Raw genomic sequence first — 26,965 nt, 5'->3', positions numbered from 1 at the left:
GGGTTTTCAGGCGCAGACGGTTCAGGGGAGAGCTGGAGACAGAAGAACACGCGGGAAACATTCCGTTTTTTCAGAAAAAAAGAGGCGGCGTGCCGAAGTTGTTCCGGTACGCCGCCGCAGCGCCGGGCCGCGGGGCGGCCCGGTTTCGAGGGGTTATTTTTCTTTTGCGGCGTCGAAGTCGTAGCGCAGCACGGGGGTACGGGCTGCGCGCACTTCATCGGGCCTGCCTATGGGACAGCAGTGAGGTGCGTCGTGCAGATAGGCCGGGTCACTTTTTGCCTTGTCGAGAATGGCAAGAAGCGCTTCGGCAGCACCGTCCAGCGTTTCGGGACTTTCAGTTTCCGTGGGTTCCACCATGAGGGCTTCGTGCACGATGAGCGGGAAGTACATGGTCGGCGGGTGAATGCCGTAGTCGAGCAGCGACTTGGCCACGTCCATGGCGGAGACGCCGGTGTCATTCTTGAGCTTTTCCAAGGTCATGACGAACTCATGCATGCATATGGTGTCATATGCCATGTCGTAGTGACCGGACAGCTTCTTCATGAGGTAGTTGGCGTTGAGCACGGCCATGGCCGAAGCTTCGGGAATGCCCTCGCGTCCCAGGGTGAGAATGTAGGTAAGGGCGCGCACCACCACAAGGAAGTTGCCGTAGAAGCTGCGCACGCGGCCCATGCTGTGCTCGGGCGTGGCGAAGTCGAAGGTCCCGTCTTCCTTTTTGCACACGCGGGGAGCGGGCAGGAACTGTTCGAGAAAGGCCTTGCATCCCACAGGGCCGCTGCCGGGACCGCCGCCGCCGTGAGGCGTGGAGAAGGTTTTGTGCAGATTGAGATGCACGCAGTCGAAGCCCATGTCGCCGGGGCGGGCGTGTCCCATGACGGCGTTCAGATTGGCGCCGTCGTAGTAGCAGAGGCCTCCGGCTTCATGGACGATGCGCGTGATTTCGAGGATGTTCTCGTCAAAAAGGCCAAGCGTGTTGGGGTTGGTGAGCATGAGACCGGCGGTGTCCGGCCCTGCGGCCTTTCTGAGCGCCTCGAGATCCACGCCACCCTTCTCGTTGGAGGGCACGGAAACCACGGTGAAGCCTGCCATGGTTGCCGATGCGGGGTTGGTGCCGTGGGCGGAGTCGGGCACGATAATCTTCGTGCGGGCGGTATCGCCCCGCAACTGATGATAATGGCGGATGAGCAGAAGGCCGGTATATTCGCCGTGCGCGCCGGCGGCGGGCTGGAAGCTCATGCCGTCCATGCCGGTGATTTCGCAAAGCAGCCTTTCGGCCTCGAACAGCACTTCAAGGCAGCCCTGGGCCGTGTTTGCAGGCTGGAGCGGATGGATGTCCGCAAAACCCTGGAGTCCGGACATTTCTTCATTGATTCTGGGGTTGTACTTCATGGTACAGGAGCCCAGGGGATAGAAACCCTTGTTCACGCCGTGGGTCTGCGAGGCAAGTTCGGTGTAATGCCGTCCGAGGTCTATTTCCGAAATCTCCGGCAGACGAGGCGCCGAGGCGCGCAGCACGGCGGGGGAAAACGACGCTGCAGGCACGTCACAGGCGGGAATCAGGCACTCCCGGCGACCGGGACGGCTTCTTTCAAACAGAAGTTTCATTGTGCACACACCTCCCGGATGGCGGTAATGAGTTCATCCATGTCGCCCCTGGTGCAAAGCTCAGTGCAGCACCACAGAATGCCGCCTTCCACGGGAAGGCCTCCGAGTATGCCCTTTTCGGCAAGCTTCGAGCAGAGCTTTTCGCCGTCCATGGGGCAGTCCGTGAGAAATTCATGGAAGAATTCTCTGCCTTCGTGACGCAGGGAGAAGCCGGGGATGCGGGAGAGCTCCGCAGCCAGATAATGGGCGTGGGCCGCGCAGTTTTCCGCCACGCGGGCGAGGCCCTGCGGCCCCATGGCCGCAAGGTACACCGAGGCGGTCATGGCGCAGAGCGCTTCGTTGGAGCAGATGTTGGATGAGGCCTTTTCGCGGCGTATGTGCTGCTCGCGGGCCTGAAGAGTGAGCACGAAGCAGCGGCGTCCCTCGTGGTCCTGCGTCTCGCCCACAATGCGGCCGGGCAGCCGGCGCATGAGTTCCTTTCTGCAGGCCATGAAGCCGAGGTACGGCCCCCCGAAGCCGAGAGGCATGCCGAGAGGCTGGCCTTCGCCCGTGGCTATGTCGACTCCGTATTCGCCGGGGGTCTTCAAGAGGCCGAGGGAAATGGGATTTGCTCCCATGACTACGCGTGCTCCGGCGTCGTGGGCGGCTGCCACAAGAGCATCCATGTCCTCAAGCACGCCGTAGTAGTTCGGGCTCTGCACATAAAGGCAGGCCGAGGAGTCGGAAAGCGAGGCGGCAAGGTCGGCCGGGTCCGTGGCGCCGTTTTTCACGGGCAGTACCGTGACGGGAACGCTCCGGCTTTCACAGTAGGTCTGTACCGTGGTGATGGTCTGCGGATCGGCGGTTCCGGCGAGGATGACGCCGTTTTTGCGGCGTTCAAGGCACATGAGCACGGCTTCGGCCGCGGCCACGGCCCCGTCGTACACCGAGGCGTTGGATACGTCCATGCCGGTGAGCTCGCAGATCTGCGTCTGATATTCAAAAATAGACTGAAGCACGCCCTGGCTGATTTCCGCCTGATAGGGGGTATAGGCCGTGACGAATTCCTCGCGGGAGGTCACGGTCTTCACGATGGCGGGAATGTAATGACGGTATGCGCCAGCCCCGCGGAACACGCTGCGGAAGCGGACGTTCCTGTCCGCGAGGCCGCGCATGGTGCGGGACACTTCCATTTCGCTCAGGCCTTCGGGAAGGTTCAGGGAGCGTACTCGCACGGACTCGGGAACGACGGAGTAAAGATCCTCCATGGAGCCGAGTCCGAGCTGCTCCAGCATGACCTTCCGCTCTTCGGCCGTGGAAGGGATGTAGCTGCCCATGTTTAGGCCTCCTCGGACTTGCACACGGCCTCGTAGGCGGCGGCATCCAGCAGCTCGCCGGTATTGGTAACGTCCGAAACCTTGATGAGCCAGGCGTCGTAGGGGTTTTCATTGAGCAGGGCAGGATTGTCGATGAGAGCACTGTTCACGGCGGCCACAGTGCCGGAAACCGGGCTGAACACGCCGGAGACGGCCTTCACGGATTCCACATCGGCAAAGGAGTCGCCCATGGTGACGGCGTCGCCTTCCTGGGGAAGGTCGATGAACACGATGTCGCCGAGGGAGCTCTGAGCGAAGTCGGTGAGACCGATGACGACAAGGCCGTCTTCGTTCTTTATCCATTCATGAGAAGCGGTGTATTGGAGTTCGGCGGGGATGTTGGACATGGTAGCCTCCGGAGTGTGTGATAGAGGTTCGGGTAGGGGATTCGGAAGGAAAAATAACCGCCCGGAAGATTCGGCCCGCATGGCGCAGGATTGAGAACGTCAGAAGCCTCCCGGTCGGAGCCTCTCTAGCGATGATAGAAGGGAAGCGGCACGATGACGGCGCCGACACGGCGGCCGCGCACATCGACGTCTACCTGTGTTCCGGGCTCGCTGTGCGAAACATCCACAAGCGCCATGGCAAGAGCCTTGCCTACGGCGGGGCAGTGCGTGCCCGAGGTGGTCATGCCGATCTGCTCATCACCGATGAACACGGGCTGATGCTCGCGGGCAATGCCGCGTCCCGTGATTTCAAGGCCTACGCGTACGCGGGAAGGTCTGCCCGATGCTTCAAGCGCGGCTTTGCCGATGAAGTCGGGCTTGCCCATTTTCACGCCGAAGTCGAGTCCGGCTTCAAAGGGAGTAATGGTTTCGTCCATTTCGTGGCCGTACAGCGGCATGGCGGCCTCAAGGCGCAGGGTGTCGCGTGCGCCGAGTCCGCAGGGAATGAGTCCATCGTCCTTGCCGGCTTCGCGCAGGGTTTTCCAGAGATTCACGGCATTTTCGGGCGCAGTATAGATTTCATAGCCGAGCTCGCCCGTGTAGCCCGTGCGGGAGACCAGGCACTTCATGCCGGCAATGTCCACGTCGCGCACGGCGGTATAGTACTTCTGAGGCAGCTTTTCCGCAGGAACAAGCTTTGCGAGAATGGCCGGGGCGGCGGGTCCCTGAAGAGCGAGCTGTGCCACGGAGTCGGAAATGTCCTCGGCCTTCGTGCCGGGCAGAAGGTTGGCGGCCATATGGGCGTAGTCCTTGTGCCGGTTGGCGGCGTTGACCACGACGAGGTATTCCTCGTCGGAGAACTTGTAGACCACAAGGTCGTCAATGACGCCGCCCCTGTCGTTGCACATGACGCTGTAGCGCACCTTGCCTGCTGGCATGTTCGTAAAGTCGTTGGTGAGCAGGTGGTTCAGCGTGTCGAGCGCCGTGGGGCCGGTGAAGAGAACTTCTCCCATATGGGACACGTCGAACAGGCCGGCCGCCTGACGAACGGCCATATGTTCCTTGATGACGCCGCTTGCATACTGCACGGGAAGCAGATAGCCCGCAAAGGGGACTATCTTTCCGCCTTCTTCAACGTGCACGTCATAAAGAGGGGTTTTCAGTTCCATGGAACCTTCTCCTGCAAAACAAAAAAACGAAATAAAAAAAAGAGGCACAGCAGACGAATCACTTCGTCCTCTGTGCCTCTGTTACCAACCTGAAAGATTCTCCGCCGCGCGGATTGCCTCATGGGTGCATACCTGCTTTCCAGAGTTTGTCCAAAACCGGTCCTTTTGCCTGAGAGTTTTTGCGGCCCCTTCGGCGTCACCCTGCAAGGGTGATCTCTCCCGGTTTCTTCAACCAAGTCCATGCCGGATCTCTATGCGCTTTGGCAGAGCAGCTTGCGCTGTTCTTTAATTCAAGGACAATCTACCACGGCCCTCGGGGCAGGTCAAGCGCGTGGACGGATGTTGATGAAAAAAGTTTTGTGATTTCACGGGAAAAGCGTATTTTTTCACGAGTGAAACAGGAATGTGAGCCTGGAGTGCAGGGCTGGAACGGAAGTGTTTTGGAGGCGGGGCAAGGACGGGGCGCCCCCGTCGGCGCGGGGTACGAATCAGGAGTGTGCGAGGCAGCGGCGAGGAAAAGGGAGAGGCGCAGGGCGCAGAAGGCGGGCGGAACGGAGGGGGAATGCGCAAGGGAGGGGGGGAGGAAAAACACAGGGCGAAGAGACGGGATTGCAGCGGGGAAAGGGGATCTGCGGGGGAGAGCACTCGCCGAAGGAGAGGTTGAGTACGGCGGCGAGGAACGAAAGGATGCGGCCGGTCGGATCTCGGCGCGGAGAAAGGAGACGGCGGCTTTGGGGAACCTGAATTGTCGCGGTGCGGCGGAGATATGCAGGCGCGGCGCGCGGAGGCATCGGGCTGGCAGGTGTCCCCGGCGGAAAAATTGCGTTATAACCGGATCTGCCCCGCAGGGGCAGGGAGGAGATGCAACGTGGAATTCAGTTTCAGATTTGCGGAACGAAAGGATACCGCCCTGATTTTGCAGTTCATCATGGAACTGGCAGAGTATGAGAAGCTGCGGCACGAAGTCGTCGCGGATGAGACGACACTGGAAGAATGGATTTTTGACCGGAAGAAGGCCGAAGTCCTCTTTGTCCTTGAAAACGGCAGGGAAGTCGGTTTCGCCCTGTTCTTCCATAATTTTTCCACATTTCTCGGCAGGGCGGGCATATATCTGGAAGATTTGTACGTCCGGCCGGAATGCCGCGGCAGAGGATACGGGAAGGCTTTGCTGAAGAAGCTTGCCTCCCTTGCCGTGGAACGCGGCTGCGGCCGTCTGGAATGGTGGTGCCTCGACTGGAACAGACCGAGCATTGATTTTTACCTTTCCCTTGGCGCGGAACCCATGAAGGACTGGACGGTGTACAGAATAGCCGGAGATACGCTGCAGAATCTTGCCCGCCAGCCAGAAGCTTTCGGGGCAGAGAAAAGGGGGCGTTGACAGTCTCGGTAATCTGCGGAAAAGCCGAAGCAGGTACGGTAAAAGGAAGGGCCACCCCGGAAAGGGCGGCCCTTTTTCATGCGCAGACGGCGGTCGTTCAGGCCGACTGATCGGTGAGCGTGAGCTTCTTCTTGGTTGCGGAAATGCTCTCGGTCTGTACCTTGCTGCGGTCGGTGTAATGGGTGTGCAGCAGCTCGTGCGCCTTGTGGGAATTGGGCTCGCCGAGGTACTCGTCGTAGAGCTTGATGACCTGCGGGTTGTTGTGGGACTGGCGGCGGGGCATATGGCTGTCGATGGCGTAAAGACCCTTCTGTCGTTTTCCGGTGTGAGGCTGGTAGTCCTGCTTGATGCGGCAGGTGCCGCCGCCGGCTACGCAGCCTCCGGGACAGGCCATGACTTCAATGAAGGTATAGGGCGATGTCCCGGCCACGGCCTGTTCCACGAGCTTGCGGGCATTGGCGAGTCCGTGCACCACGGCTACCTTGATGACGCCGTGCTCCTTGCCGAGATCCACGTCGGACTCGCGCAGGCCTTCCACGCCGCGCACGGGCATGACGCTGACGCCGGGCAGTTCCCTGTGGTTGAGCACGGCGTACACGGTGCGCACCGCTGCTTCCATGACACCGCCGGTAGTGCCGAATATGACGGCCGCACCGGTGGAGTCGCTCATGTAGGGATTGTCGAAGGGTTCAGGTTCCAGGCGGGCGAGGTCTATGCCGCTGCGGCGGAGCAGGCGGGCGAGCTCGCGCACGGTGATGACCACGTCGGTGTCGGGATGACTGCCGACATAGAGCTGGGAGCGGGCAGCTTCATCCTTTTTGGCCGTGCAGGGCATGATGGAGATGTTGCGTATTTTTCGGGGAGAAATGCCGGTCTTTTCCGCAAGATAGCTCTTGACGAGCGAGCTGGATACGGCCTGCGGGGATCGAGTGGTGGACACGTAGGGCAGAACTTCCGGACAGTGCTTTTCCGCATAGTTGACCCAGCCGGGGCAGCATGACGTAAACATGGGAAGTCTGCCGCCGTTTTTGATGCGTCCGAGCAGTTCCGTGCCTTCTTCCATGATGACCACGTCGGCGGCGAAGTCGGTGTCGATGACGATGTCCGCACCGAGACGGCGCAGGGCAGCCACTATTCTGCCTTCCACGTTTTCACCGGGAGCAAGACCGAATTCCTCGCCCATGACCACGCGCACCGAGGGAGCGAAGGCAAACACCGTGGTCAGCTCGGGGTTGGCGAGAAAGTCGAGAACTTCGTCGTTTTCATCAAGTTCGGCCAGCGCGCCGGTGGGACATACCAGCGTGCACTGACCGCACTGTATGCAGGCGGAAGTGTTCTGGCTGGGGGCCATGCCCACGCCTATGTGCGTACCCGTGCCCGTGCCGTCCACGGTGAGGGCGGCCACGCCCTGCACCTTGCGGCATACCTCCACGCAGCGCAGGCAGCGTATGCATTTGCTCATGTCGCGCACCATGCCGTGCATGGTATTGTCGAGAGGACGATCGTGCGGAAGGCGAGGGGCAAAGCGGTTGGTGGAAAGTCCCACGTATTCGGCAAGATCCTGAAGTTCGCAGTCGCCGTGACGGGCACAGGCCGCGCAGTCCTGATCATGATCGGCAAACACGAGCTCAACCTGAAGGCGCTGCATCCTGCGCACGTGGGAGGAAATGGTATCCACGCGCATTCCTTCTTCCATGGGGGTGTTGCAGGTGGTGACCATTTCGGTGCGGCCGTGTCTGTCGGTCACCTGGGCAAGACAGACGCGACAGGTGCCGGGCTTGTGGTTGAGCGGTTGAAAATGGCAGAGGGTGGGAATGAAGATGTCGTTGCGCCGGGCCACCTGAAGGATGGTTTCTCCCGGCTCGAAAGTGTATTCACGTCCGTTGATGGATGCGTTCATGGCGGGTTCTCTCATAAACTAGGCTTTGAAGCCGGGGATGGGGGAGCGGGTGACCACGGACAGGATGCGGTAGCAGCGCATGCAGCGCTTTGCTTCCTGCCAGGCCTCTTCCTGCGACATGCCGAGTTCCACTTCCTTGAAGTTGTGGTCGCGCTCGGCGGGGGTGAGTTCGTTCAGGCGTACGCGCGGCTTTTTTTCCTGGCCGCAGACAGGATCGTCGCCGAAGAGTCCGGCCTGACGAATGAGCTGGCTTATGCGCTCGCGCGCAAGGAACGGCGGTCTGTCGTATTCAAGGTAGCTCGCGATGGCCTGCGCGCCGATGGAGCCCTGCGCCATGCCGTGGATGAGCACGCTCGGTCCCTTGGTGCGCGGGCCGGTGGTGCCGTCGCCTCCCGCGAACACGCCGGGCCGCGAGGTGGCCTGGTATTCGTCCACGATGATGCATTTCTTGCGGTCGAGAGCAATGCCGTCGGCTTCGGTGAGCATGGAAGGATCGCTCTTCTGGCCGATGGCGGCAATGACGTAGTCGCAGGGAATGACGAATTCCGAACCGGGGATGGGCTTTACGCCGCGTCGACCGCTTTCGTCAGGTTCGGTCTGCTGCATTTTCACGCACTGCAGTCCGGTGATCTTTCCGTTTTCCACCACCAGACGGTCCTGTCCGGAAAGGAAGTGGAACTCCACGCCCTCCCGGCCGGCTTCCACGATTTCTTCGCGATCAGCCGGCGCGTCGGACTCGGTGCGGCGGTAGACAAGATGCACCTTGCCCTTCGTCATGCGCACGGCGGAACGGCAGCAGTCCATGGCCACGTTGCCGCCGCCCACGACCACCACGTCGCCGTCAAGTTCGGGAGTGACGCCGGCTTCAAGTGCGTCGTGCACTTTTTCCAGAAATTCTATGCCGTTTTCATACTCGGGAATGCTCGTGTCTTCGCCTTCCATGCCGAGGTAGCCGCCGAGCGGACAGCCCGTGGCGATGAACACGGCCTTGTAGCCGCGCCTGAACAGGTCGTCGATGTTGAAGTCGCGACCGAGTTTCTGATTGAAGAAGAACATGCCGCCCATGTCCTTGACGAGCTCGTTTTCCTGCATGAGCACGTTCTTGGGAAGACGGTAGAAGGGAATGCCGTAGCGGACCATGCCACCGGCCTTGTCATGGGCCTCATAGATGTCCACGGGATATCCCGTTTCCAGAAGCTGATAGGCACAGGTTACGCCCACGGGCCCTGCGCCGATGACGGCTACGCGCTTGTTTTTCGTGGTGGGGCAGGGTTCCGGCTTGAGAATGCCGGGCACAATGGTTTCGTCGGCGGCAAAGCGCTTCAGGTTCTTGATGTCTACCGGGGCGTCCACCTGACTGCGGCGGCAGGCCTTTTCACAGTAGCGTACGCATACGCGACCGCAGCTTCCGGCCAGCGGGTAATGATTGAGAACCACGCCGGCGGCAAGGTCGTTGTGGCCGTCCTGGAGATAGTCGATGTAGCGGGGGACGTTCACGTGACTGGGACAGGCCTCGATGCAGGGGCTGGTGGTCACGGAATAGAAGCCTGCGTCGCCGTGGAAGGGGAAGGGGCGCAGTTCATCGGGAAAATGGGAAAGGGCGTCAAGCAGGGGAGTAGTTCCCGTTCGTCCTACGCCGCACAGAGAGGTCTCATGCATCTGCTCGGTGATGTCGCGCACTTCTTCCCAGTGCACGAGCTCCCCTCGGCAGGCCTTTTCCAGCTCCTGGGCAAGGATGGGAGAGCCGGCGCGGCAGGGGGAACATTTGCCGCAGGATTCGGCAGCAAGGCGCTGATGATGTTTCCACAGCGCCCAGACAAGACTTGCCGTGCGGGAGAAAACCAGAAAGCCCCGGTTGCTGAGGAATATTTCCGTGGGATTTCCCTCGTTGAACTGGTCGAACAGGTCCAGCGGCAGGTCCTCGGGAGCGGTGGGAACCGCGGAGCCGCGGTTGTCGTACACGACATTGTCCCAGACTCCGTAAATCAGCTGCGGCATATGGCAAAGCCTCCTTAGTTGGGCGGTATGAGCAATGGTTGCCGGAAAAGTCGTATATTATGGTCCATGACCTTATGCTCTCGTAAACTATCGACTATATGTAGGGAAAAAAGTCGGATTCGTAAAGAGAGAAGATAAAAGGAACACGCCGGCTTTTTCTGCATTGCCGGGAGCGCCGGGATTTGTGAGTCGTTTACAAGACAGAGCCCTTCACGTTATGGTCACCTCATCAAACGGTGAGGTGAGACATGAATCATCAGATTGTTATGCTGGTTGTCAGCGGCTCGTTGGTGGGTTGTCTTTTCAAGTACCTGAATATCCCCGGAGGCTGCATGCTCGGCGCCGTGGTGGGCAGCATGGCCGTGAAGCTGCTTGGTCTTGCCGACATTCAGATGCCTTCGCTTTTCTACAATGCGGCTCAGCTTGCCATAGGCATCTGCGTGGGATCCATGCTTTCTCTGGATCTGCTCGTAAGCATGAAGGATCAGATTCCCGTGATGTTGCTGAGTACCTTCATTCTGCTTGCGGCGGGGCTGGGATCTGCCTTCGTGGTGCGTCATATGACCGACATTGATGTGATCGGCTCCATTCTCGCCACGTCGCCGGGCGGACTCAATGCGGTCATCGGTCTGGCCGACGCCAATGAGCACCTTCCCAAGATCATGGCTTTTCAGATGACGCGTCTTTACATCGTGATTCTTCTGGTGCCGGTGTTCTGCTGGTGCATGAAGTTCTTTTTCCACAAGTAGCGCGCAGGACTTCGCAGAAGCCGGGAGCGGCGTGCATGTGTGCACAGGGGGCTTCGACGATGAGGCTCCATGTCGCTTGCTCCGTCTGGAGCAGGCTTTCGCCGACGGCTTTTCCATGCACGAAAAACGCCCGCCGTTTCAAAAACGGCGGGCGTTTTTCATTGAAGAGTGCGGGATTTTTTTTTGGGAAATCTTTCGGTTTTTTCGTGTCGGTGGGGACCGGAAATGCGGCCCTCTATCGACGATGACCGCCAGGATGCGTCATGTCAGGTCGGACGCCGGAAGGTTTTCCGGGGGAAGGCCTGGGGGTTCCTCCCGAAGGATGCATGACCGGAGGTCTCGGGTGCGCGCCGGCAGGACGGAGCACGGGCGGGCGCTGGGAATTTCCCGCCGGTCGAACCATGGGCGGACGCGGAGGCCGGGGGGCCGATCCGGGACGCATTGCGGGAGGCCGTGGCGCACCGCCTGCGCCCGGCTTTATCATGGGCGGGCGGGGAGCGCCGGGTCTGCCCGGAGCAACGAACGGAGGTCTCGGTTTGCCGGGAACACCGGGATGCATGGCCGGAGGTTTGATGCCCGGCGGTCTTAGGCCCGGAGGGCGTACGCCGAAAGGCGGTCTGTGATCGGGCCGGGCAAATCCCGGCGGGGGCGGAAGGCGCGGCGGCGGGGGCGGCACGATGTGATGAGGTCGCGGCGGGGGCGGTGTTATGATAACGGGGGGAGGAATAACGGGAAAGAGAAGAGACGTGCCGTAGTAGCCGGGCGAACTGTAGACGCCCGTGCCGACACTGACGCTGCCGCCATACACGCCGCCGGAGCCGACGGCCACGCTGCCCGCCACGTCGGGGCCGTAGGGGTCATAGGCGCAGCCGGAGAGCGCCACCATCAGTGCGACAGCAAGAAGCCTGAGCTTCATGGTTGTCTCCTTGACTTTTGTGTGTAGAATGCGCTGTCATTCAGCATGACGCAAATCCTGTGCCGGACACGCTGCGGAACAGGCCCGAAGCTGTCCGGCCTCCGTCGCACCAGCGACGGGGAAAAGACGGGTAATTCCGCCTTATCACTTGCAGAATAGACATATTGCAGGAAAAGACAAGTTTCGTTTTCTTTCAGATAGTCCTCATTTATTTCTGCGCGAGGGCTTCCCGTATGCGGCATACGCCGCAAATTTCCGTGGAAGTGGGGTAGCCGCAGCGCGTGCAGGGGGAAAGCGTGTCGCCCCGTTCGACTTCCTGCTGACGGAAGGCCGGTTTTCCGCGTTCCAGAAAGCCGTGGTAGAAGTCCATTTTGCGACCGGGCATTTTTTCTTCCAGGTCTATCCACAGGCTTTTCAGCGTGGAAAAGCTCGCGCCTTCGCTGTAGGGACAGGGGGCATAATGGTTTTCTATGCCCATGAGAAAGGCATAGTTGGCCGTTTCAAATTCCGTGAGACGCCAGAACGGCTTGACTTTTCGCGTGAAGCCGTCGGAATCCTCGAGCAGGGGCCCCTGATCGCTGAGGTATGCCCTGTCCCAGCGCAGCGTGTTGCTGGTGAGCCTTGCCACCTCGTCGTCGAGGTTGTGGCCCGTGGCAAGCACGTTGAAGCTGCCTTCACGCGCGGTCTTGTTGAAGTAGTAGCGCTTGATTTTGCCGCAGGCGGAACAGACGGGTCTGCGCAGAGCGGCCTTTACCGCAGGAATGGCCAGACCTTCGGCGGCCATCTCGCGGACGATGAGCGGAAAGTCGTATTTTTGGCAGAAGCGTTCCACAACGCCCCGCGCGGCGGGCGAGGATTCGGGAATACCGAGGTCGATGTGCAGGGCCGTGACGTCGTAACCCTGACGGCCGAGCTCAAGCATGAGAGCGAGCGAATCCTTGCCGCCGGAAAGGGCCACGAGCACCCGGTCCTTTTTCGTCATGAGCCCATGTTCCCGGATGCCTCTGTCGACCTGTTTTGAAAAGAAGTCCAGAAAGCAGTCGGGACAGAAGGCGGTATTGTGGCTGGGCAGGGAGACGACGGCGCGTGCATGGCAGCGGCGGCACTTCATGGGGAGACCTCGTGAAAAATGGCGATGTTCGGGGTTGCGGCGGGAGGGAAAAGCGCTGGAAGCGCACTTCACAGACTCAGAGGAATACGCTAAAATGAAGGAAGTGTAAAACTGCAATCTTTACAGATGTCCGGGCTGCCCCGGGCAAGACGGAGTGTTCCGCTCATGGCCTATTCTTCCCGTACTCTTCGCAACGTCACCGCGTGCGTTTTTGTTCTGTGCTGTCTGGGGGGAGCCGCGTGGTTCCTTGTGCCGGAGGGCAGGATTCCTGTCGTGGACGAAGCCAGAAACGCGGTGCGGGACATGACGGGCGCAGATGCGGGGAACATTGCTCCGGAATCTTCACCGTCGGAAGTGAGCGGTGAGAGCAAGGACACATCCGCGCGGCAGGAGCGTGCGGCGCATGAGGTGACGGCTTCTCTGAGCGACGGGCCCCGTCCCGTGCCGCTTGATCCGCAGGCTGAACTTCTTGCCAGAGTGGACAGGGCCATGGCGCAGCCGGCAACCGTTGCCGCAGATGGTGACAGCACCTCCGGTCCCGTGGAAGATCGTCCGCCTCTGCCCGATGACGGGCGCAAGGATTCCGTGGTTACCCCCCGTTTTGTGAGCGACATGGCCGCATGGCTGGCGTCCGGCTACGTGCCTTCGCATCATGAGGGGCGAAGCGGCCGCACATCGGTCACGCTCATTCAGGCGAATTTCCGTTACAGCAATTCCGGTACGCTGCGCAGCGTGGAGCGTGATCCTCTGAAAAGTCGTTCCTCCATTCTGAGCTATGCGTTCACGCCCGGCATGCTGGAAGTGCTCTATCAGATGTATGCGCCGACGTTTCTGGAGGAAATGGAACGTGCAGCCCGCGAGAGCCGCAGGCGCACGCTTTCCGACGCGCAGGTCGCGGACATGTTCGACGTGTATGCCGACAGATTCAGGCGTCTCGCCGTTTCTCTGGACGCCGCGGCCTCGGTGGATCTTCCCGCACTTTCCGGGGCCATACGTCGGGAAGCCGCGCACGAGGCCGAGGCCAACGACAATTTTGCCAAGGCGTACATGGCGCTTTCTCTGGCCAGAGATCGCGGTGACAGAGATGAGGTGGCCATACAGAGCCGTCGCATGGCGGAGAGCACCCGCGTGGCCGGCATGTACGCCGAAAGACAGGAGCGCGCGAGAAACGACATGGCCTACGCCATTCAGCGCAGGGCGGAAGGCAGGACTCTGTCTTCTTCCGAGCTTCTGTTTCTCGGGGAGTGGCTGAGCCGCAGGAACAGTTCCGTGGAAGCCGTGAAGGCGGCTGCGGACGTGTGCCGCCGCATGGCCGAACAGATGCACGACCGGGCTGATGAGATTCTTCATCGTCGGGCCGACGAGTCGCAGAGCGCTTCTTCCTCTCCGGCAGCAACCTCCGCGACGGAAACACGGAAGATCAGTCCCGAGGAGGAGTCTTCCGGGGCAAAGAGCGATGTTTCCGGGGCAGGACAGGCGTCTTCCCCGACTTCTGCCGCCGCGCGGACAGAGCAGACTCCCACGTCGTCTCCGGTGTCTTCGAGCGGAGGAAAAAGCTCCTCGAAGCCTTCGGCAGGCAAGGTCTTTCCCGAAGTTTCCGGCTCTCTGAATTTTTCTCCCGCGCCTGCGGGAACGAGGGCTTCCGGAGAGAGCAGCGTGCCGCGCCCGGCTTCTTCGGAAGGCGGCAAGTCTTCAGTTGTTTCCGTCTCTTCAGGCGAGTCTGACACGGCGATTTCCGCGTCCGCCCCCGTGACGACGCCTGCGACCTCTTCTGCGGCTCCGGCGGGGGGCTTGCCGGAGCTTTCCTCATCCGTGTCTTCCGCTCCGGCGACGCCTGCCGTGCCGTCTGCTTCTTCATCGGCGGCGGAAAAGGCTGTTTCCGAGGCTTCCGGGGAGACGTCTTCCGCAGTGACCGAAGCCGGAACGGCGTCCTCCGAGGTTACGGCGATTCCAGCATCGGCAGCAGCCTCTGAGTCAGCGACTGCGGTCACTTCTGCGGTTTCCGCGGGGACTTCGTCGGAAGATTCCTCGTCTTCTGTGCCTTCTGTTCCGGCGGCGCCTGCCGTGCCGGCAGTTTCCGAGCCTGCGTCAAAGGATGTGTCGGCACAGTCGTAGGAACTCTCTGTTGCAAAAGAAGAGGCCGGAATTTCGCTGGAGATTCCGGCCTTCTTTTATGGCATTTCGCAGAGCGTGCGTGCGTCGTCGTTACGCCCGGCGGCATTCCTGCAGAAGATCCAGCGCTGCCTTGAGCGCGTCTTCGGGCGAAACCCTGAGCAGACACTGAGGATCGGCGCATTCCGTTTTTGAGCAGGGCTGACAGGACAGCTCCGGGCGCAGCTCACGGTGCAGAGGAGAGGGGAATTTCCATGCCGTACCCGAGGCACCGGGAATGACCAGGCTCGGCACGCCGAGAGCAGCAGCCATATGCCGTGGAGAGGAGCAGTTGCCTATGAGCAGTTCCGCGTTTTTAAGACAGGCAGCCGAAAGACGGATATCCGGCAGGGGCGAGGGCACGAAAAGGTCTTCGGGCTTCATGCCGAGCTCAAGGCACAGCGCGCGAAGCGTTGCTATGTCGGCATCTTCGCCGGGACCGCGGAAGAGCAGAAAGCGGAAGGACGGATCCTCCTTTTTCAAAAGCGCCATGAGGCGGGCAAAGCGTTCCGCAGGCCAGCGTTTGGAGGCGCGGCGATGGGTGGAGTCTATGGCGATGAGCCGGTCGCCCGGCCGGAGGCCGCAGCCTTCAAGGACAGCCCTGGCCTTTTCTTCTTCCTCGGCCGTCAGAAAAATGCGCGGTCCTTCCTTATGCCAGCGTATGCCGAAGGGTTCGAGCAGAGAAACCTTGGTTTCCGAGGCGTAGCCGTCCTTCGGCGTGACAAGACGGTTGTAGATCAGGCCGGAAAGCACGGAGGCCGGGAAGGACAGACGGACGGGGGCTCGGCTCATGAGCGACATCATGCGGCAGCGGGGCAGTTGCTGCAGATCGATGACCACATCGAAGCCGCAGGAAGCCACGTTGCGGTAGAAGGCCAGCTGACGGAAGAATCCGTCCTTTCTGTCGATGAGGTGGAACCTGTCGATGAAGGGATTGTGGCGCAGCAGAGGTTCGCATTTCTTTTCGGTGAAAAGATGCAGCTCGGCTTCGGGAAAGCGCTTTTTCAGAAGCTCGAACACCGGCGTGGACAGCAGAACGTCGCCTATCTGCCGCTGCTGGCAGACGAGGATGCGCCCGGGGTTCAGCGTGGAAAGATCGAACATGAGTGTCCTCCCGTTTTCAGCGTTACGGCTGAGGCGTCGCCTTTTCGCCCTTGCGCCAGTAGGCCAGAAATTCCTGATTGCCCTTGGGCCCCTTGATGGCTGCGGGAGTCACGCCGAGGCATTGCAGTCCTTCCTGTTCCATGAAGGCGAGCACTCTGTCCACGGCGTCCTGACGTACGGCTTCGTCGCGCACTACGCCCTTCACGGTCTGCCCCGGCCCCACCTCGAACTGCGGCTTGATGAGGCCCACGGCTATGCCGCCGTCCTTCAGCCAGCGCAGACAGTGCGGCAGCACCATGGTGAGCGAGATGAACGACACGTCGGCCACGATCATGTCCACGGGTTCGGGCACGGTATCGGGCGGTGCGGTGCGCAGGTTCACTCCCTCGCGGGAAATGACGCGGGGATCGGCGCGCAGGCGCTCATGGAGCTGGGCGTGTCCCACATCCACGGCATAGACGCGGCTTGCTCCATATTGAAGAAGACAGTCGGTGAACCCTCCGGTGGAAGCGCCTGCGTCAAGACAGACAAAGTCCTTCACGTCGATGTGGTAGCGCTCGAGAGCGGTGAGCAGCTTGTACGCCCCTCGGCTTACGAAGCGTTCCACGCCCACAAGCTGAAACTGCGTGGTGATCTTGTAGGGATGGCCGGGCTTCTGCACAAGCTCCGGCGCTTTTTCGGGATGCTCCTCGTCGGGGGCAAGCGCTACCTTGCCCGCCATGATGAGTCGGCGGGCCTGCTCCTTGCTTTCGGCGAGTCCCTGTTCAAAAACGAGCTGATCGGCGCGGGCCTTGGCTATCATGATGTTTCCTCCGGCCTCTGGTTGTACCGGCAAGAAAAAAGGATGGCAAGAAGGAATGAAAGGCGTCGGCTGGAGGGGGAGAAATTGCAGATGTCCGTTCTGCGGCTTTTGGTGCCCGGCGGGCTCGGAAGGCAGACACAAAAAAAGGGCCGCCCTGCGGCGGCCCCTTCAGAGACGGATGTCGAACAGGCTTTAGTCGCCTTCTTCCTGAGCAAAGCGCGCGCCCGCTTCAGGACTGAATTCGCCTTCCCAGCGGGAGACCACGATGGCGCCGGCGGCGTCGCCGAGCACGTTCACGGAGGTGCGGGCCATGTCCATCACACGGTCGATGCCGGCGATGATGCCGATGCCTTCCAGCGGAATGCCCACCTGGGTGAACACGATGGAGCTCATGAGAAGACCGGCTCCGGGCACGCCCACGGTGCCGATGGAGGCGAGCACGCCCACGAGAATGACCTCAATCTGCTTGTCGACGGGCATGGGAATGCCGTACAGCTCGGCCACGAAGATGGCCACCACGCCCATGTAGACGGCCGTGCCGTCCATGTTGATGGTATTGCCGAGGGGAATGGAGAAGGAGGCCACGGGCTTGGAGGCACCGAGCTTCTGCACCTGGATGAGGTTGGTGGAGAGAGCGGCTGCGCTCGAGCAGGTGGTGAAGGAAATGATCATGGGAGCGGCCAGCATCTTGAAGAACAGGGGAATGCTGAGTCCGCAGGCCTTCACGAGAGGCAGATAGCATATAATGACGTGGCATACGCAGGCCAGATACATGACGCCGATCACCTTGATGAGCGGCAGCAGTACGGCCGCACCGTGGCTGGCCACGGTGAAGGCGATAAGGCCGAACACGCCGAAGGGCGCGTAAACCATGACCATGTTGGTTACCTTGATCATGACTTCGGCACATCCTTCAAAGAAGGAGAGCACGGTCTTGCCCTTTTCTCCCACGGCGCTCAGACCGAAGCCGAAGATCATGGCGAAGAAGATGACCTGGAGCATGTTGCCCTTGCTCATGGAATCGATGGGGTTCAGGGGCACGATGTCGAGGAACACGTCCACCATTCTCGGAGCCTGCACGGCCTGAGCCTTGAGCCCCTCGGTGGAGAGGTTGAGACCTTCACCGGGGTTCAGGATGTTCGCGAACACAAGACCGATGAACACGGCCACGGCAGTGGTGCAGAAATAGTAGATGAGGGTCTTGGAGGCCAGACGGCCAAGCTTGCTGAGATCGCCCACGCTGGCGGCGCCGGCCACGATGGTGGCCAGAACGAGCGGTACGACGACCATGCGGATGAGGTTGATGAAAAGCTGACCGATGGGCTTGAACCATGCCGTGTCGAAGCCCATGGAAGGGGCTGCGAGACCGGCGACGATGCCGAGGGCCATGCCTATGGCCATCTGCACAGGCAGGCTGATGCGGTTCTTCATGGATTCTCCTCCGGAAAATATGCGTGCCGCCGGAAGAGGCGGCGGAATGAGTGCGGGGCGTCCGGATCTTCATGCTCCGCAGAAGACCGGTACGTCGGCGTTCCATCTTTTACAAAATCGGAAAATCAGGGACGCCAGACTTGTTTTCCATGAAAGAATCCTTCTGTCAAGGCGGGGCGTCATGAAAAAGCGGAAAGAGAAAAGTGACTCTTTTGTAGAAAAAATCATTGGTTATGCATACCTCGTCCTTTTTTTCCGCGGACGAAAGCATTTGCCATGCGTGCCGCTTTGGGGCATAGTCGGCCTGCGTCGCATTTTTCAGTCAAGGAGGTATGCCGTCCGTCTTTTCGTTTTAGGCCCTGAATGTTCACCCTGAGCCGTGTGCTTGAGAACCACGTAAAAAACAAGCGCCGTGTGCTTGAAAACCACGTAAAAAACAAGCTATGAAACAACATTCCTTTTCGGCAACGTTCATGTTGCTCGGCATCGTTTTCTGTACCTGTCTCATCATTTCCAATCTGCTGGCCGCCAAGATTTTCATGCTGGGTTCTCTTGCCCTTCCTGCGGCCGTCATCGTCTTTCCCGTTTCCTACATCATCAATGACTGCATTGCCGAAGTGTGGGGCTTCCGCAGGGCTCGCTTCATCATCTGGACGGGCTTTGCCATGAACTTTCTCGTGGCGGCTCTCGGTCAGATAGCCGTGTTTCTGCCTTCCGCGCCGTTCTGGGACGGGGCCGCACATTTCAACTATATGTTCGGACTGGCTCCGCGCATTGCGGCGGCAAGCTTCCTTGCCTTTCTTGCGGGCTCCTTTCTCAACGCCTATGTCATGAGCCGCATGAAGGTGGTCTCCCGCGGACGGCACTTTTCGCTTCGCGCCATAGCCTCCACGCTGGTGGGCGAAGGTGTGGACTCGCTCATATTCTTCCCCTGTGCCTTTGCCGGAATGATGTCCTTTTCCGACATGCTTCCCATGATGCTGGCCCAGACTGCGCTCAAGACGCTCTATGAAATCGTCGTTCTGCCCGTGACCATATGCGTGGTGAACCATGTCAAGCGCGTGGAGGAGACCGATGTGTACGACGAGGGCATTTCCTACAACATCCTTAAAGTGCGGGAGGTGGCCTGATGGCCGGAGCTCTTGTTGTATTCAGCGGCGGACAGGATTCCACCACCTGCCTTTTCTGGGCACGCGAGCACTTTGAAAACGTGAGAGCACTGAGCTTCTTCTACGGGCAGAAACACCGCCGCGAACTGGACATGGCCCGTTCCATTGCCGAGGAGGCAAAGATTCCGCTGGACGTGCAGGACGTGACCTTCATTTCCCGCATCGGACACAGCTCGCTCACGGATCCGGCCATGACCATGGACAGGGAAAAGCCCGAGGGCGGCTGGCCCAACACCTTCGTGCCGGGTCGCAACATGTTCTTTCTCGGTGTGGCTGCCGTGTGCGCGAGGGAACAGGGCATGCGGGACATTGTCACCGGAGTGTCACAGACGGACTTTTCTGGCTATCCCGACTGCCGGGATACATTCATCCGTTCCATGAACGTCACGCTCAACCTTGCCATGGGCGAACAGTTCGTCATTCACACGCCGCTCATGTGGCTCGACAAGGCGCAGACCTGGGAGCTGGCCGACAGGCTCGGCGTGTTCGATCTTGTGCGCACGCGCACGGTGACCTGCTACAACGGCATTCCCGGGGACGGCTGCGGCGAATGTCCCTCCTGCCGTCTGCGCCGTCAGGGGCTGGAGCGCTATCTTGAAAAGAAAAGAAAGGCGGGCGGCGTTCCGCCTTCAGGAGACGAAAACCATGCATGACCGCAAGGACGACAACCTCACGCTTTTAGGCTCTCCCACGAAATACCGGCAGGACTACGCTCCGGAAGTACTGGAGACCTTTGAGAACCGTCATGCCGAACATGACTACTGGGTGCGCTTCAACTGCCCGGAATTCACCAGTCTGTGTCCCATCACGGGACAGCCGGACTTTGCGGAAATACGCATCGAGTACATCCCCGACGTGAAAATGGTGGAGAGCAAGAGCCTCAAGCTCTACCTGTTCAGCTTCCGCAACCATGGGGACTTTCATGAAGACTGCGTGAACGTCATCATGAAGGACCTCATTGCGCTCATGGATCCCCGCTATATCGAGGTGACGGGCATATTCACTCCGCGCGGCGGCATTTCCATCTATCCGTACTGCAACTACGGCCGTCCGGGCACGAAATATGAAAAGATGGCTGAGTTCCGCATGCTGCATCACGATCTGTAGAAGCAAGGCTGCCGGGCGACTCCGCATGAAGCTCCGTGCCGGGCGCTGACTGCGGAGGAGAACGCTCGGTACACGCGCCGAAAAAGGGCCTTCGGGCCCTTTTTTCATGGGCCCGGCGGTTTGACAAACACTTGCCTGGCCGGAATAGTGAACCTGTTTTCATGAACGGCGTCAGAACAAAGGAGGCTTCATGCCGGAGAATACGTTTTCCCTGAAACGTCTTGTTACCGAAGACGCACGTGCAGTCCTTGCCGTGGCGCGTTTTGTCCGGGACGAACTCGGGGTGGAGCTTCGGGGCGCAAGGCTTATTGTTGCGCTCTCCGGCGGTGCCGATTCCACGGCGCTCCTCGTTTTTTTCTGCGTGCTGCAAGAACATCTTGATCTCACGCTTTTTGCCGCGCATCTTGACCATGGTCTGCGGCCTGAGAGCGCGGCCGAGGCAAAGGCGGCGGAAGATCTCTGCCGACGCTTCGGCGTGCCGTTTTTCGTGAAGCGGGAAAACGTGGGAGAGATGGCGCAGAAGTGGCATTGCGGCGTGGAAGAGGCGGGACGGCGTGTGCGTTACGATTTTTTGGAGGACTGCCGGATGAGGGCGGGAGCGCGCTGGGTGCTTACGGCACATCATGCAGGTGATCTGGCGGAAGATATGCTCATGCGTCTTTCCCGCGGGGCGTCCTGGCCGGGACTCGGCGGCATGAGAGGCGTGGTGGACGAACCGGGCCGTCATCTGCTGCGTCCTCTGCTCATGCTGGAAAAAAAAGACTGCACGGCCATGCTTCAACGCCTCGGCATCGAGTGGCAGGAGGACGCTTCCAACAAAAGCCGTGCCTGGAAGAGAAACCGTGTCAGGCTCGATGTCATGCCCCTGTTTCTGGAGGAAAACCCGTCGTTTTTTGACTGTGTGCGCCGCTTGTGGCGCGCAGCCCGCAGGGATGAGCGCTACTGGCAACAGCGGGTGAACGCGGCCCTGCACGAGACGGAAGAGGGGATGTTCATCGCCGACGCGACGCTTCGCGAACTCGACGAAGCAGGCAGACTGCGCGCCATGGCGGAAGCGTTGCGCAGACTTCGGGGACAGGCCCGTGCGGATGTGCTGGAAGATATGGAAAAGGCCTGGCGTCGACGTCTCTTCCCACGCCGTTTTTCCTTCGGCGGCGGCGTGAAGGCGGAGCTTTCCGGCCGGGGCGTGCTGTTTCATGCTGCGCCCGGGCGATAGCTCCTGTACGGCGTTTCGTTTTTCTTCTCTCCTGCGGATGACCGGATGATGACGGCGGCGTTCCCGCGTGTGCACGGACTGCCGGAAAACGCGCTTCGGAAAGGGGACGGACAGACATGAGAGCCCGAAGAACTGTAACACTATGCAAGAATTGGCCGAAACAGTGCCCGAGACGGGGAAAATTTGACAAGAAAATATATAATATATTGTTTTTATTTATGAAAAATCATTACCGAATGTTGCCGTGGCGATTGAAAGGAACTTTTTGACCTTTTGCATTACCCTTGCCAGGTGGTGTAGGGTGCTTATTTAGCAGCAGAGAGAAGGCGGGATAGCGCTGCCGCCTTCCATTTTTCTCGCGAGGAGTTTTACCATGCCGCTGTATGATTTTGAATGCAGAGATTGCCGGCACACTTTTGAAGAGCTGGCCTTTGATGACGACGACGTCATAACCTGTCCCAAGTGCGGGTCGCAGAATACGGCCCGGCTCGTTTCCGCACCCAGTCCGCTCAAGACCGGCGCGTTTCCCTTCAAGATAGGACCACGCCCGGCCTGGATGAACGACAAGAGGCTCAACCGGAACGCCCCCTGTCACGGCAACTGCTCTTCCTGCGGCGGGAGCACTGCCGGAAACGGCGGAGCGGCGCAGCAATAAGCCTTTTCCCGGAATTACAATGGCATGACAGGCTCCTGCGCAGTACAAGGAATCAAGGAGCCTTATCTCCCCTGAAATACGAATGCACAAGGAGTTCTCTTATGAACGGCATCCTTAAAAAGACGGCACTGGCCGTCACGGGATTCATGTTCCTGGCCTCGTCGGCCACGGCGGCTCCCATGCTGCCGAATTTTGTTCCTCTGGCGAAGAATGCCGGTCCTGCGGTGGTGAACATCAGCACCGAGCGCGAAGTGGAAAGCCCTGTGATGGGCATGTTCAGCTTCCCCGGCATGGAGCAGTTCTTTGAGCAGTTCGGCGGTCCCTTCGGCATGCGTCCCGGCCAGCCCGCGCCCAAGCAGAAGAGCAGCGCGCTCGGTTCCGGCTTCATCATTTCCGCAGACGGCTACATCGTCACCAACAATCATGTCGTGGAAGGCGCCGACAAGATTACCGTAAAGCTCAACGGCGACAAATCCGACGGTCTTGCCGCCAAGGTGGTGGGCACCGATGCGGAAACCGACCTTGCGCTGCTCAAGGTTGAAAGCAAGACCGCGCTGCCCGTGCTCAAGTTCGGCGATTCCGACGCCATGGAAGTGGGCGACTGGGTAGTTGCCATCGGCAATCCCTTCGGCCTGAGCAACACTGTGACCGCCGGCATTCTGAGCGCCAAGGGGCGCGACATTCACGCCGGTCCCTTTGACAACTTCCTGCAGACCGACGCCTCCATCAACCCCGGCAACAGCGGCGGCCCGCTCATCAACATGGCAGGCGAGGTCATAGGCATCAACACCGCCATTTCCGCCAACGGTCAGGGCATAGGCTTTGCCATTCCGAGCAGTCTCGCGTCCAAGGTCATCAACGATCTGCGCGAAGGCAAGAAGGTCAGCCGCGGCTGGCTCGGCGTGACCATTCAGGACATGGACGATAACACGGCCAGAGCACTGGGCCTCAAGAATGCCAAGGGTGCGCTCATCGGTTCCGTGCTTGACGGCGAACCTGCCGCCAAGGCCGGTCTGCGTGCGGGCGACGTGATTGTCCGCGTAGGCGACACCGACATCGACAGCGCCTCCGCCCTCACGAGAAGCGTGGCCTCTCTCAAGCCCGATACCAAGGTGGACATCGTGGTGCTGCGCGACGGCAAGGAAGTGAAAACCACCGTCACGCTCGGCGAACGTTCCTCTCACAACACCAATGCGCAGAATCCCGGTCAGCAGAGTGAAGGCGGCGATCTCGGCGTGAGCATCAAGCCTCTTACTCCCGAGGATGCCCGTGCGCTTCAGCTTTCTGCCGACGTGAAGGGTCTGCTCGTCGTAAGCGTGAAGGGTAACGGACCCGCCGCCGAAGCCGGCATCCGTACCGGCGACGTGATCCTGTCGGCCAACCTCAAGCCTGTGACCAGCGCCGACGAGCTCGTCTCCATCGTCCGCAAGGAAGGAAAGGAACGCGGAGCCGTCATGCTGCAGATCAACCGCCACGGCGAAACCTTCTTCATCACCGTGACGCTGGACAATAAGTAACGCAACGTGCCCGCAGGGCATGACGATTCAGGCGGCGGGCATTTGCCCGCCGCTTCGCGTTTAAATCGTTTTTCAGAACGCCCCGGTCATGACGAGCGTCTTTTTTCATCTTCCTGAAGTCGACGGATCGTCGGGAAGAACGGGACAGACGACTTCGCAGACACTGGACGAATCATCGTTTCCCCTCTATGTTGCGGGGGTCCGCGTCTTGGGGGGCGCGGAAGAGCTGTGCCGAGCCATAATCGGTTCCTTCGACCCCTGGAGTTTTCATGTCTGTTTCACCTTTTAAAAGCACCGGCGCCCGTCTTTTCATGGCTTCCGTTCTTGGTTTTCTTGCCGCCATGGGCCCGCTCTGCACGGATTTTTATCTTCCCGCCCTGCCTGACATGGCGGCGGAACTCGGCAGTGCGCCTTCACAGATGCAGCTCAGCATCACGGCCTGTCTGCTGGGCCTTTCTCTCGGGCAGATAGTGCTCGGCCCTCTCAGCGACGCAAGAGGACGAAAGTGGCCGCTGCTTGTTTCCCTTGCTGTGTTCATTGTCGCGTCGTTTCTGTGTTCACGTGCGTCAAGCGTGGGGGAACTTATCGCGCTGCGCTTCATTCAGGGCCTTGCGGGCAGCGGCGGCGTCGTGCTTTCCCGTGCCATAGCCTGCGATCTGTTTCGGGGAACGGAGCTCACGAAGTTCTTTTCCCTGCTCATGCTCATCAACGGCGTAGCGCCCATTTTCGGCCCGGTCATCGGCGGGCAGATACTGCGTTTTTCCAGCTGGGGCGGCATATTCGTCTTTCTCGCGGTCTGCGGGGCAGCACAGTTTTCTCTGGTGCTTTTCGGATGCCCGGAAACGCTGCCCGCCGACAGGCGCATTCAGGGCGGTATGGGGCAGTCCGTGCGGGCCATGCTGCGCCTGTTCGAAAACCGTACGTTTCTCTGCTACATGCTTATTCAGGGCTTCGTGATGGCGGGATTTTTCGGGTATATTTCCGCCTCTCCCTTCGTGCTGCAGAACCTTTACGGCCTTTCGGCCCAGCAGTATGCGCTGTGCTTCGGTCTGAACGGCATCGGCATCATGCTGTTTGCCCAGATAACGGGCAGAGTCTGCATGGCCTACGGTGACAGAACCGTGCTCGGCGCGGGCGTCGCGCTGTCCCTCATTGCTTCGCTGGGCATCGTTGTCGTAAGTGTGCTTCATCTGCCCGTACCCTTCATGATTGGCTCGCTCTTTCTCTTCGTGTCGTGCATAGGCATCACCACGACCACCAGCTTTTCGCTGGCCATTGCCGCCCAGACCGAAGGTGCCGGCAGTGCCTCCGGCCTGCTCGGCGTGACTTCCTTCGTGTTCGGCGCGGCTGCTTCTCCCCTTGTGGGGCTTGGCGGCGACAGTACGTCGCTGCCCATGGCTGTCGTGGCCGTGATCTCCGGGCTGCTCGTGCTCCTGTTCTTCCGCATGGCCGCCAGGACACGGCGCGAGGCGAAACGTTCCGAGTGACGCGGAGCATGACGGCTTCGGACGTTTTTCCTCCGTTGTAGGCGACGGATGCGGGGCCGGATGTCACAACTTGTAAAAAGGGGCGGTCTTCCTTGGAAGATCGCCCCTTCTTTTGTCGAAATGGCGGTGACGGACAGGATTGTTCCGTTTTTTCGCAGAACGGGGAAATTGCTTGACTGACAGTGCCCGGCTGTTTTCCGGGGATGGCGTCCCTGCGTGGGCGCCATGTCGCGAACGGCGGAATTGTCAGCGGTCGTTGCTTTCGGAGGCCTGGTTCTTTGCGTGCATGACATGCACGGCGCATCCCAGTCACGGGTCGAAGGCGCGTATGAGGCGCCCGGCGTTGACCGGGCTGTCCTCTTCCGGCACCGGGAGTCCCACGAGGGCTTCTTCCATGGGACCGCGAAGCCCCGCGTCGTCGCGCGGAGAGGCATTCCACAGCGTGGCGGGAAGTACCTGATAAAAGCTCAGACGACCGTTCTCCACGCGCAGACAGTGCATGAGTGAGCCGCGCGGGGCTTCTGTGAGACTGTAGCCCTCGGCGTTCCATATCTTCGGCATGGGCAGGAGCGGATCAGCCCCGGGAACGAGGTCGTCGAGCCATCCTTCCATGGTTTTTGCCACAAGCCAGGTTTCTTCAGCCCGCGCCAGATGGCGGCCCATGATGGAGAAGACGAAGTCCTCCCCCAGTTCTCTGAACGTGCGCGCCTTGATGCCGAGATGCTTCGGCGCAAGTTCCCGTCCCATGGGGGAGAGTTCCAGGTTGCCTATCCACATCCTTGCGTGCGGTCCGACTTCCATGGGCATGCCGTCGTAGCGTGCGGCCTTTGAAAAACTGTACGCTCCTATCTTGTCGAGATCCACGCTCAGAGGCGGGGCGCTGAAGGGACTGCCGCCCGATTCCTCCGTAAACCAGGAATAACGCACGTTCTCCATGACTTTGTGGGCATCGAAGGGCAATTCTTTTCCCCCGGCCCACACGCCAGCGGGAATGGCAAATTCCCCTGTGTCCGGATGGGGAAATACTCCCATGCACATGGCCGTAGCCCATCCTCTGCCCATGCGGGCAAGATCGGCATAGCGTTCCGAGAGCAGATACAGAAGCGGCACATAGCGCTTTTCCACAAATTCGCGCACGGTTTTGAGGCGTGAGCGGAATTCCTGAATCTGTCCAGACGAGGCCGGAGCAGACGTGCCCCCCGGAACGATGCCGTGAACGTGGGGCATGCGTCCGCCGAAGATGGCCGCCATTTCATGACAAAGCGCGCGGATGTCCAGTGATTCCAGATACTGGTCGAGCATCATGCGCGTGGCGGCTTCGCCGAGGCGAAGGTCGGGATGCTTCTGCCGTGGAGAGAAGGGCGGCACGGCCGGCCCCTGAAAGAAGTCCTGACTGGAAAGCTGGTAGAAACTGAGAATGTGCGACTGCAGAAAGTTGGCTCCCTGCATGAGATTTCTGAGCAGTCTGCCTTCGCGCGGCGGAGCGAGCTTTGCTGCGTTTTCCAGCGCCATGCACGAGGCAAGGGCGTGAGAAACGGGACAGACACCGCAGATGCGCTGCACGATCTGTGGGGCGTCCATGGGATCTCGGCCGAGAAGTATGGTTTCAAAGCCCCGGAACATGCCGCCTGTGAGCCAGGCATCCTGAACGATGCCGTCCGAAACTTCCAGTCTGGCCTTGAGATGACCTTCGATGCGGGTGATGGGGTCGATGGCTAGGGAAACGGCCATGGTTGCTTCCTTGCAGATTGTCCTGTCC

General features: G+C 60.1%; 21 protein-coding genes and 1 riboswitch. Of the genes, 10 read left to right on the top strand and 11 right to left on the bottom strand.

The window, feature by feature from the left end:
- Positions 1-153: 153 nt before the first annotated feature.
- From gcvPB to gcvT, 4 genes are all read right to left on the bottom strand, one after another.
- Complete coding sequence (gcvPB, locus tag Q0J81_RS01830; protein WP_294445709.1) at positions 154-1,605, bottom strand: aminomethyl-transferring glycine dehydrogenase subunit GcvPB; 1,452 nt, start codon at positions 1,603-1,605, stop codon at positions 154-156.
- The gene (gene gcvPA / locus Q0J81_RS01825) at positions 1,602-2,921 is read right to left on the bottom strand and encodes an aminomethyl-transferring glycine dehydrogenase subunit GcvPA (RefSeq protein ID WP_294445708.1); all 1,320 of its coding nucleotides are present in this window, start codon (positions 2,919-2,921) and stop codon (positions 1,602-1,604) included. The genes gcvPB and gcvPA overlap by 4 nt, the downstream gene beginning before the upstream one ends.
- Before the next feature lie 2 nt (positions 2,922-2,923).
- Positions 2,924-3,307, bottom strand: a complete 384-nt coding sequence (gene gcvH, locus Q0J81_RS01820; RefSeq protein WP_294445707.1) for a glycine cleavage system protein GcvH — start codon at positions 3,305-3,307, stop codon at positions 2,924-2,926.
- A 125-nt stretch (positions 3,308-3,432) separates the two neighbouring features.
- On the bottom strand, positions 3,433-4,515 hold the full coding sequence (gene gcvT, locus Q0J81_RS01815) for a glycine cleavage system aminomethyltransferase GcvT (protein ID WP_294445706.1): 1,083 nt from the start codon (positions 4,513-4,515) through the stop codon (positions 3,433-3,435).
- A gap of 147 nt (positions 4,516-4,662) precedes the next feature.
- A riboswitch (glycine riboswitch) is annotated at positions 4,663-4,747 on the bottom strand.
- Between the two features lie 636 nt (positions 4,748-5,383).
- On the opposite strand from gcvT, the gene Q0J81_RS01810 reads away from it, so the two are divergent.
- Positions 5,384-5,893 (top strand): GNAT family N-acetyltransferase, encoded by a 510-nt coding sequence (locus tag Q0J81_RS01810; protein WP_294445705.1) that lies wholly within the window; start codon positions 5,384-5,386, stop codon positions 5,891-5,893.
- A 97-nt stretch (positions 5,894-5,990) separates the two neighbouring features.
- Here the strand turns inward: Q0J81_RS01810 and Q0J81_RS01805 are convergent, their stop codons facing one another.
- The gene (locus tag Q0J81_RS01805) at positions 5,991-7,793 is read right to left on the bottom strand and encodes a [FeFe] hydrogenase, group A (protein WP_294445703.1); all 1,803 of its coding nucleotides are present in this window, start codon (positions 7,791-7,793) and stop codon (positions 5,991-5,993) included.
- Positions 7,794-7,811: 18 nt separating this feature from the next.
- Positions 7,812-9,791 (bottom strand): FAD-dependent oxidoreductase, encoded by a 1,980-nt coding sequence (locus Q0J81_RS01800; protein WP_294445702.1) that lies wholly within the window; start codon positions 9,789-9,791, stop codon positions 7,812-7,814.
- A gap of 248 nt (positions 9,792-10,039) precedes the next feature.
- On the opposite strand from Q0J81_RS01800, the gene Q0J81_RS01795 reads away from it, so the two are divergent.
- Positions 10,040-10,540 carry an AbrB family transcriptional regulator gene (locus Q0J81_RS01795; protein WP_294445701.1) on the top strand — a complete coding sequence of 167 codons (501 nt, stop codon included), beginning with the start codon at positions 10,040-10,042 and terminating at the stop codon, positions 10,538-10,540.
- 1,124 nt (positions 10,541-11,664) lie between these two features.
- Here Q0J81_RS01795 and Q0J81_RS01790 read toward each other — a convergent pair.
- A complete protein-coding gene (locus Q0J81_RS01790) occupies positions 11,665-12,567 on the bottom strand; it encodes a TIGR00269 family protein (protein WP_294445700.1) in 903 nt (300 codons plus the stop codon).
- 165 nt (positions 12,568-12,732) lie between these two features.
- On the opposite strand from Q0J81_RS01790, the gene Q0J81_RS01785 reads away from it, so the two are divergent.
- Complete coding sequence (locus Q0J81_RS01785) at positions 12,733-14,682, top strand: hypothetical protein (RefSeq protein WP_294445699.1); 1,950 nt, start codon at positions 12,733-12,735, stop codon at positions 14,680-14,682.
- Between the two features lie 90 nt (positions 14,683-14,772).
- On the opposite strand, the gene Q0J81_RS01780 is transcribed toward Q0J81_RS01785, so the two are convergent.
- The 3 genes from Q0J81_RS01780 to Q0J81_RS01770 form a co-directional block, all read right to left on the bottom strand.
- Positions 14,773-15,822, bottom strand: a complete 1,050-nt coding sequence (locus Q0J81_RS01780) for a glycosyltransferase family 9 protein (RefSeq protein ID WP_294445698.1) — start codon at positions 15,820-15,822, stop codon at positions 14,773-14,775.
- A gap of 22 nt (positions 15,823-15,844) precedes the next feature.
- Positions 15,845-16,624, bottom strand: a complete 780-nt coding sequence (locus Q0J81_RS01775; RefSeq protein WP_294445697.1) for a TlyA family RNA methyltransferase — start codon at positions 16,622-16,624, stop codon at positions 15,845-15,847.
- A gap of 192 nt (positions 16,625-16,816) precedes the next feature.
- Positions 16,817-18,055: a dicarboxylate/amino acid:cation symporter gene (locus Q0J81_RS01770; RefSeq protein WP_294445696.1), complete on the bottom strand. Its 1,239-nt coding sequence runs from the start codon at positions 18,053-18,055 to the stop codon at positions 16,817-16,819.
- A 443-nt stretch (positions 18,056-18,498) separates the two neighbouring features.
- Here Q0J81_RS01770 and Q0J81_RS01765 point away from each other — a divergent pair, with 443 nt between their 5' ends.
- From Q0J81_RS01765 to Q0J81_RS01735, 7 genes are all read left to right on the top strand, one after another.
- Positions 18,499-19,185, top strand: coding sequence for a queuosine precursor transporter (locus tag Q0J81_RS01765; protein ID WP_294445695.1), 687 nt, complete (start codon positions 18,499-18,501; stop codon positions 19,183-19,185).
- Positions 19,185-19,877, top strand: coding sequence for a 7-cyano-7-deazaguanine synthase QueC (queC, locus tag Q0J81_RS01760; RefSeq protein WP_294445694.1), 693 nt, complete (start codon positions 19,185-19,187; stop codon positions 19,875-19,877). The genes Q0J81_RS01765 and queC overlap by 1 nt, the downstream gene beginning before the upstream one ends.
- The gene (gene queF / locus Q0J81_RS01755) at positions 19,870-20,331 is read left to right on the top strand and encodes a preQ(1) synthase (protein WP_294445693.1); all 462 of its coding nucleotides are present in this window, start codon (positions 19,870-19,872) and stop codon (positions 20,329-20,331) included. Before queC ends, queF begins: the two co-directional genes overlap by 8 nt.
- Before the next feature lie 190 nt (positions 20,332-20,521).
- Positions 20,522-21,547: a tRNA lysidine(34) synthetase TilS gene (gene tilS / locus Q0J81_RS01750; RefSeq protein WP_294445692.1), complete on the top strand. Its 1,026-nt coding sequence runs from the start codon at positions 20,522-20,524 to the stop codon at positions 21,545-21,547.
- A gap of 373 nt (positions 21,548-21,920) precedes the next feature.
- Entirely contained in the window at positions 21,921-22,202 is a 282-nt protein-coding gene (locus Q0J81_RS01745; RefSeq protein ID WP_294445691.1) for a zinc ribbon domain-containing protein, read from the top strand.
- 101 nt (positions 22,203-22,303) lie between these two features.
- A complete protein-coding gene (locus tag Q0J81_RS01740; protein ID WP_294445690.1) occupies positions 22,304-23,719 on the top strand; it encodes a DegQ family serine endoprotease in 1,416 nt (471 codons plus the stop codon).
- 269 nt (positions 23,720-23,988) lie between these two features.
- The gene (locus tag Q0J81_RS01735; RefSeq protein ID WP_294445689.1) at positions 23,989-25,206 is read left to right on the top strand and encodes a multidrug effflux MFS transporter; all 1,218 of its coding nucleotides are present in this window, start codon (positions 23,989-23,991) and stop codon (positions 25,204-25,206) included.
- Between the two features lie 309 nt (positions 25,207-25,515).
- Here Q0J81_RS01735 and Q0J81_RS01730 read toward each other — a convergent pair whose 3' ends face one another.
- On the bottom strand, positions 25,516-26,937 hold the full coding sequence (locus tag Q0J81_RS01730) for a nickel-dependent hydrogenase large subunit (protein ID WP_294445688.1): 1,422 nt from the start codon (positions 26,935-26,937) through the stop codon (positions 25,516-25,518).
- Positions 26,938-26,965 lie beyond the last annotated feature (28 nt).

Origin of the sequence: uncultured Mailhella sp. (genome assembly GCF_944324575.1) — a bacterium.
Classification (GTDB): Bacteria; Desulfobacterota; Desulfovibrionia; order Desulfovibrionales; family Desulfovibrionaceae; genus Mailhella.
This window is presented reverse-complemented; position numbering and strand designations above follow the sequence as displayed.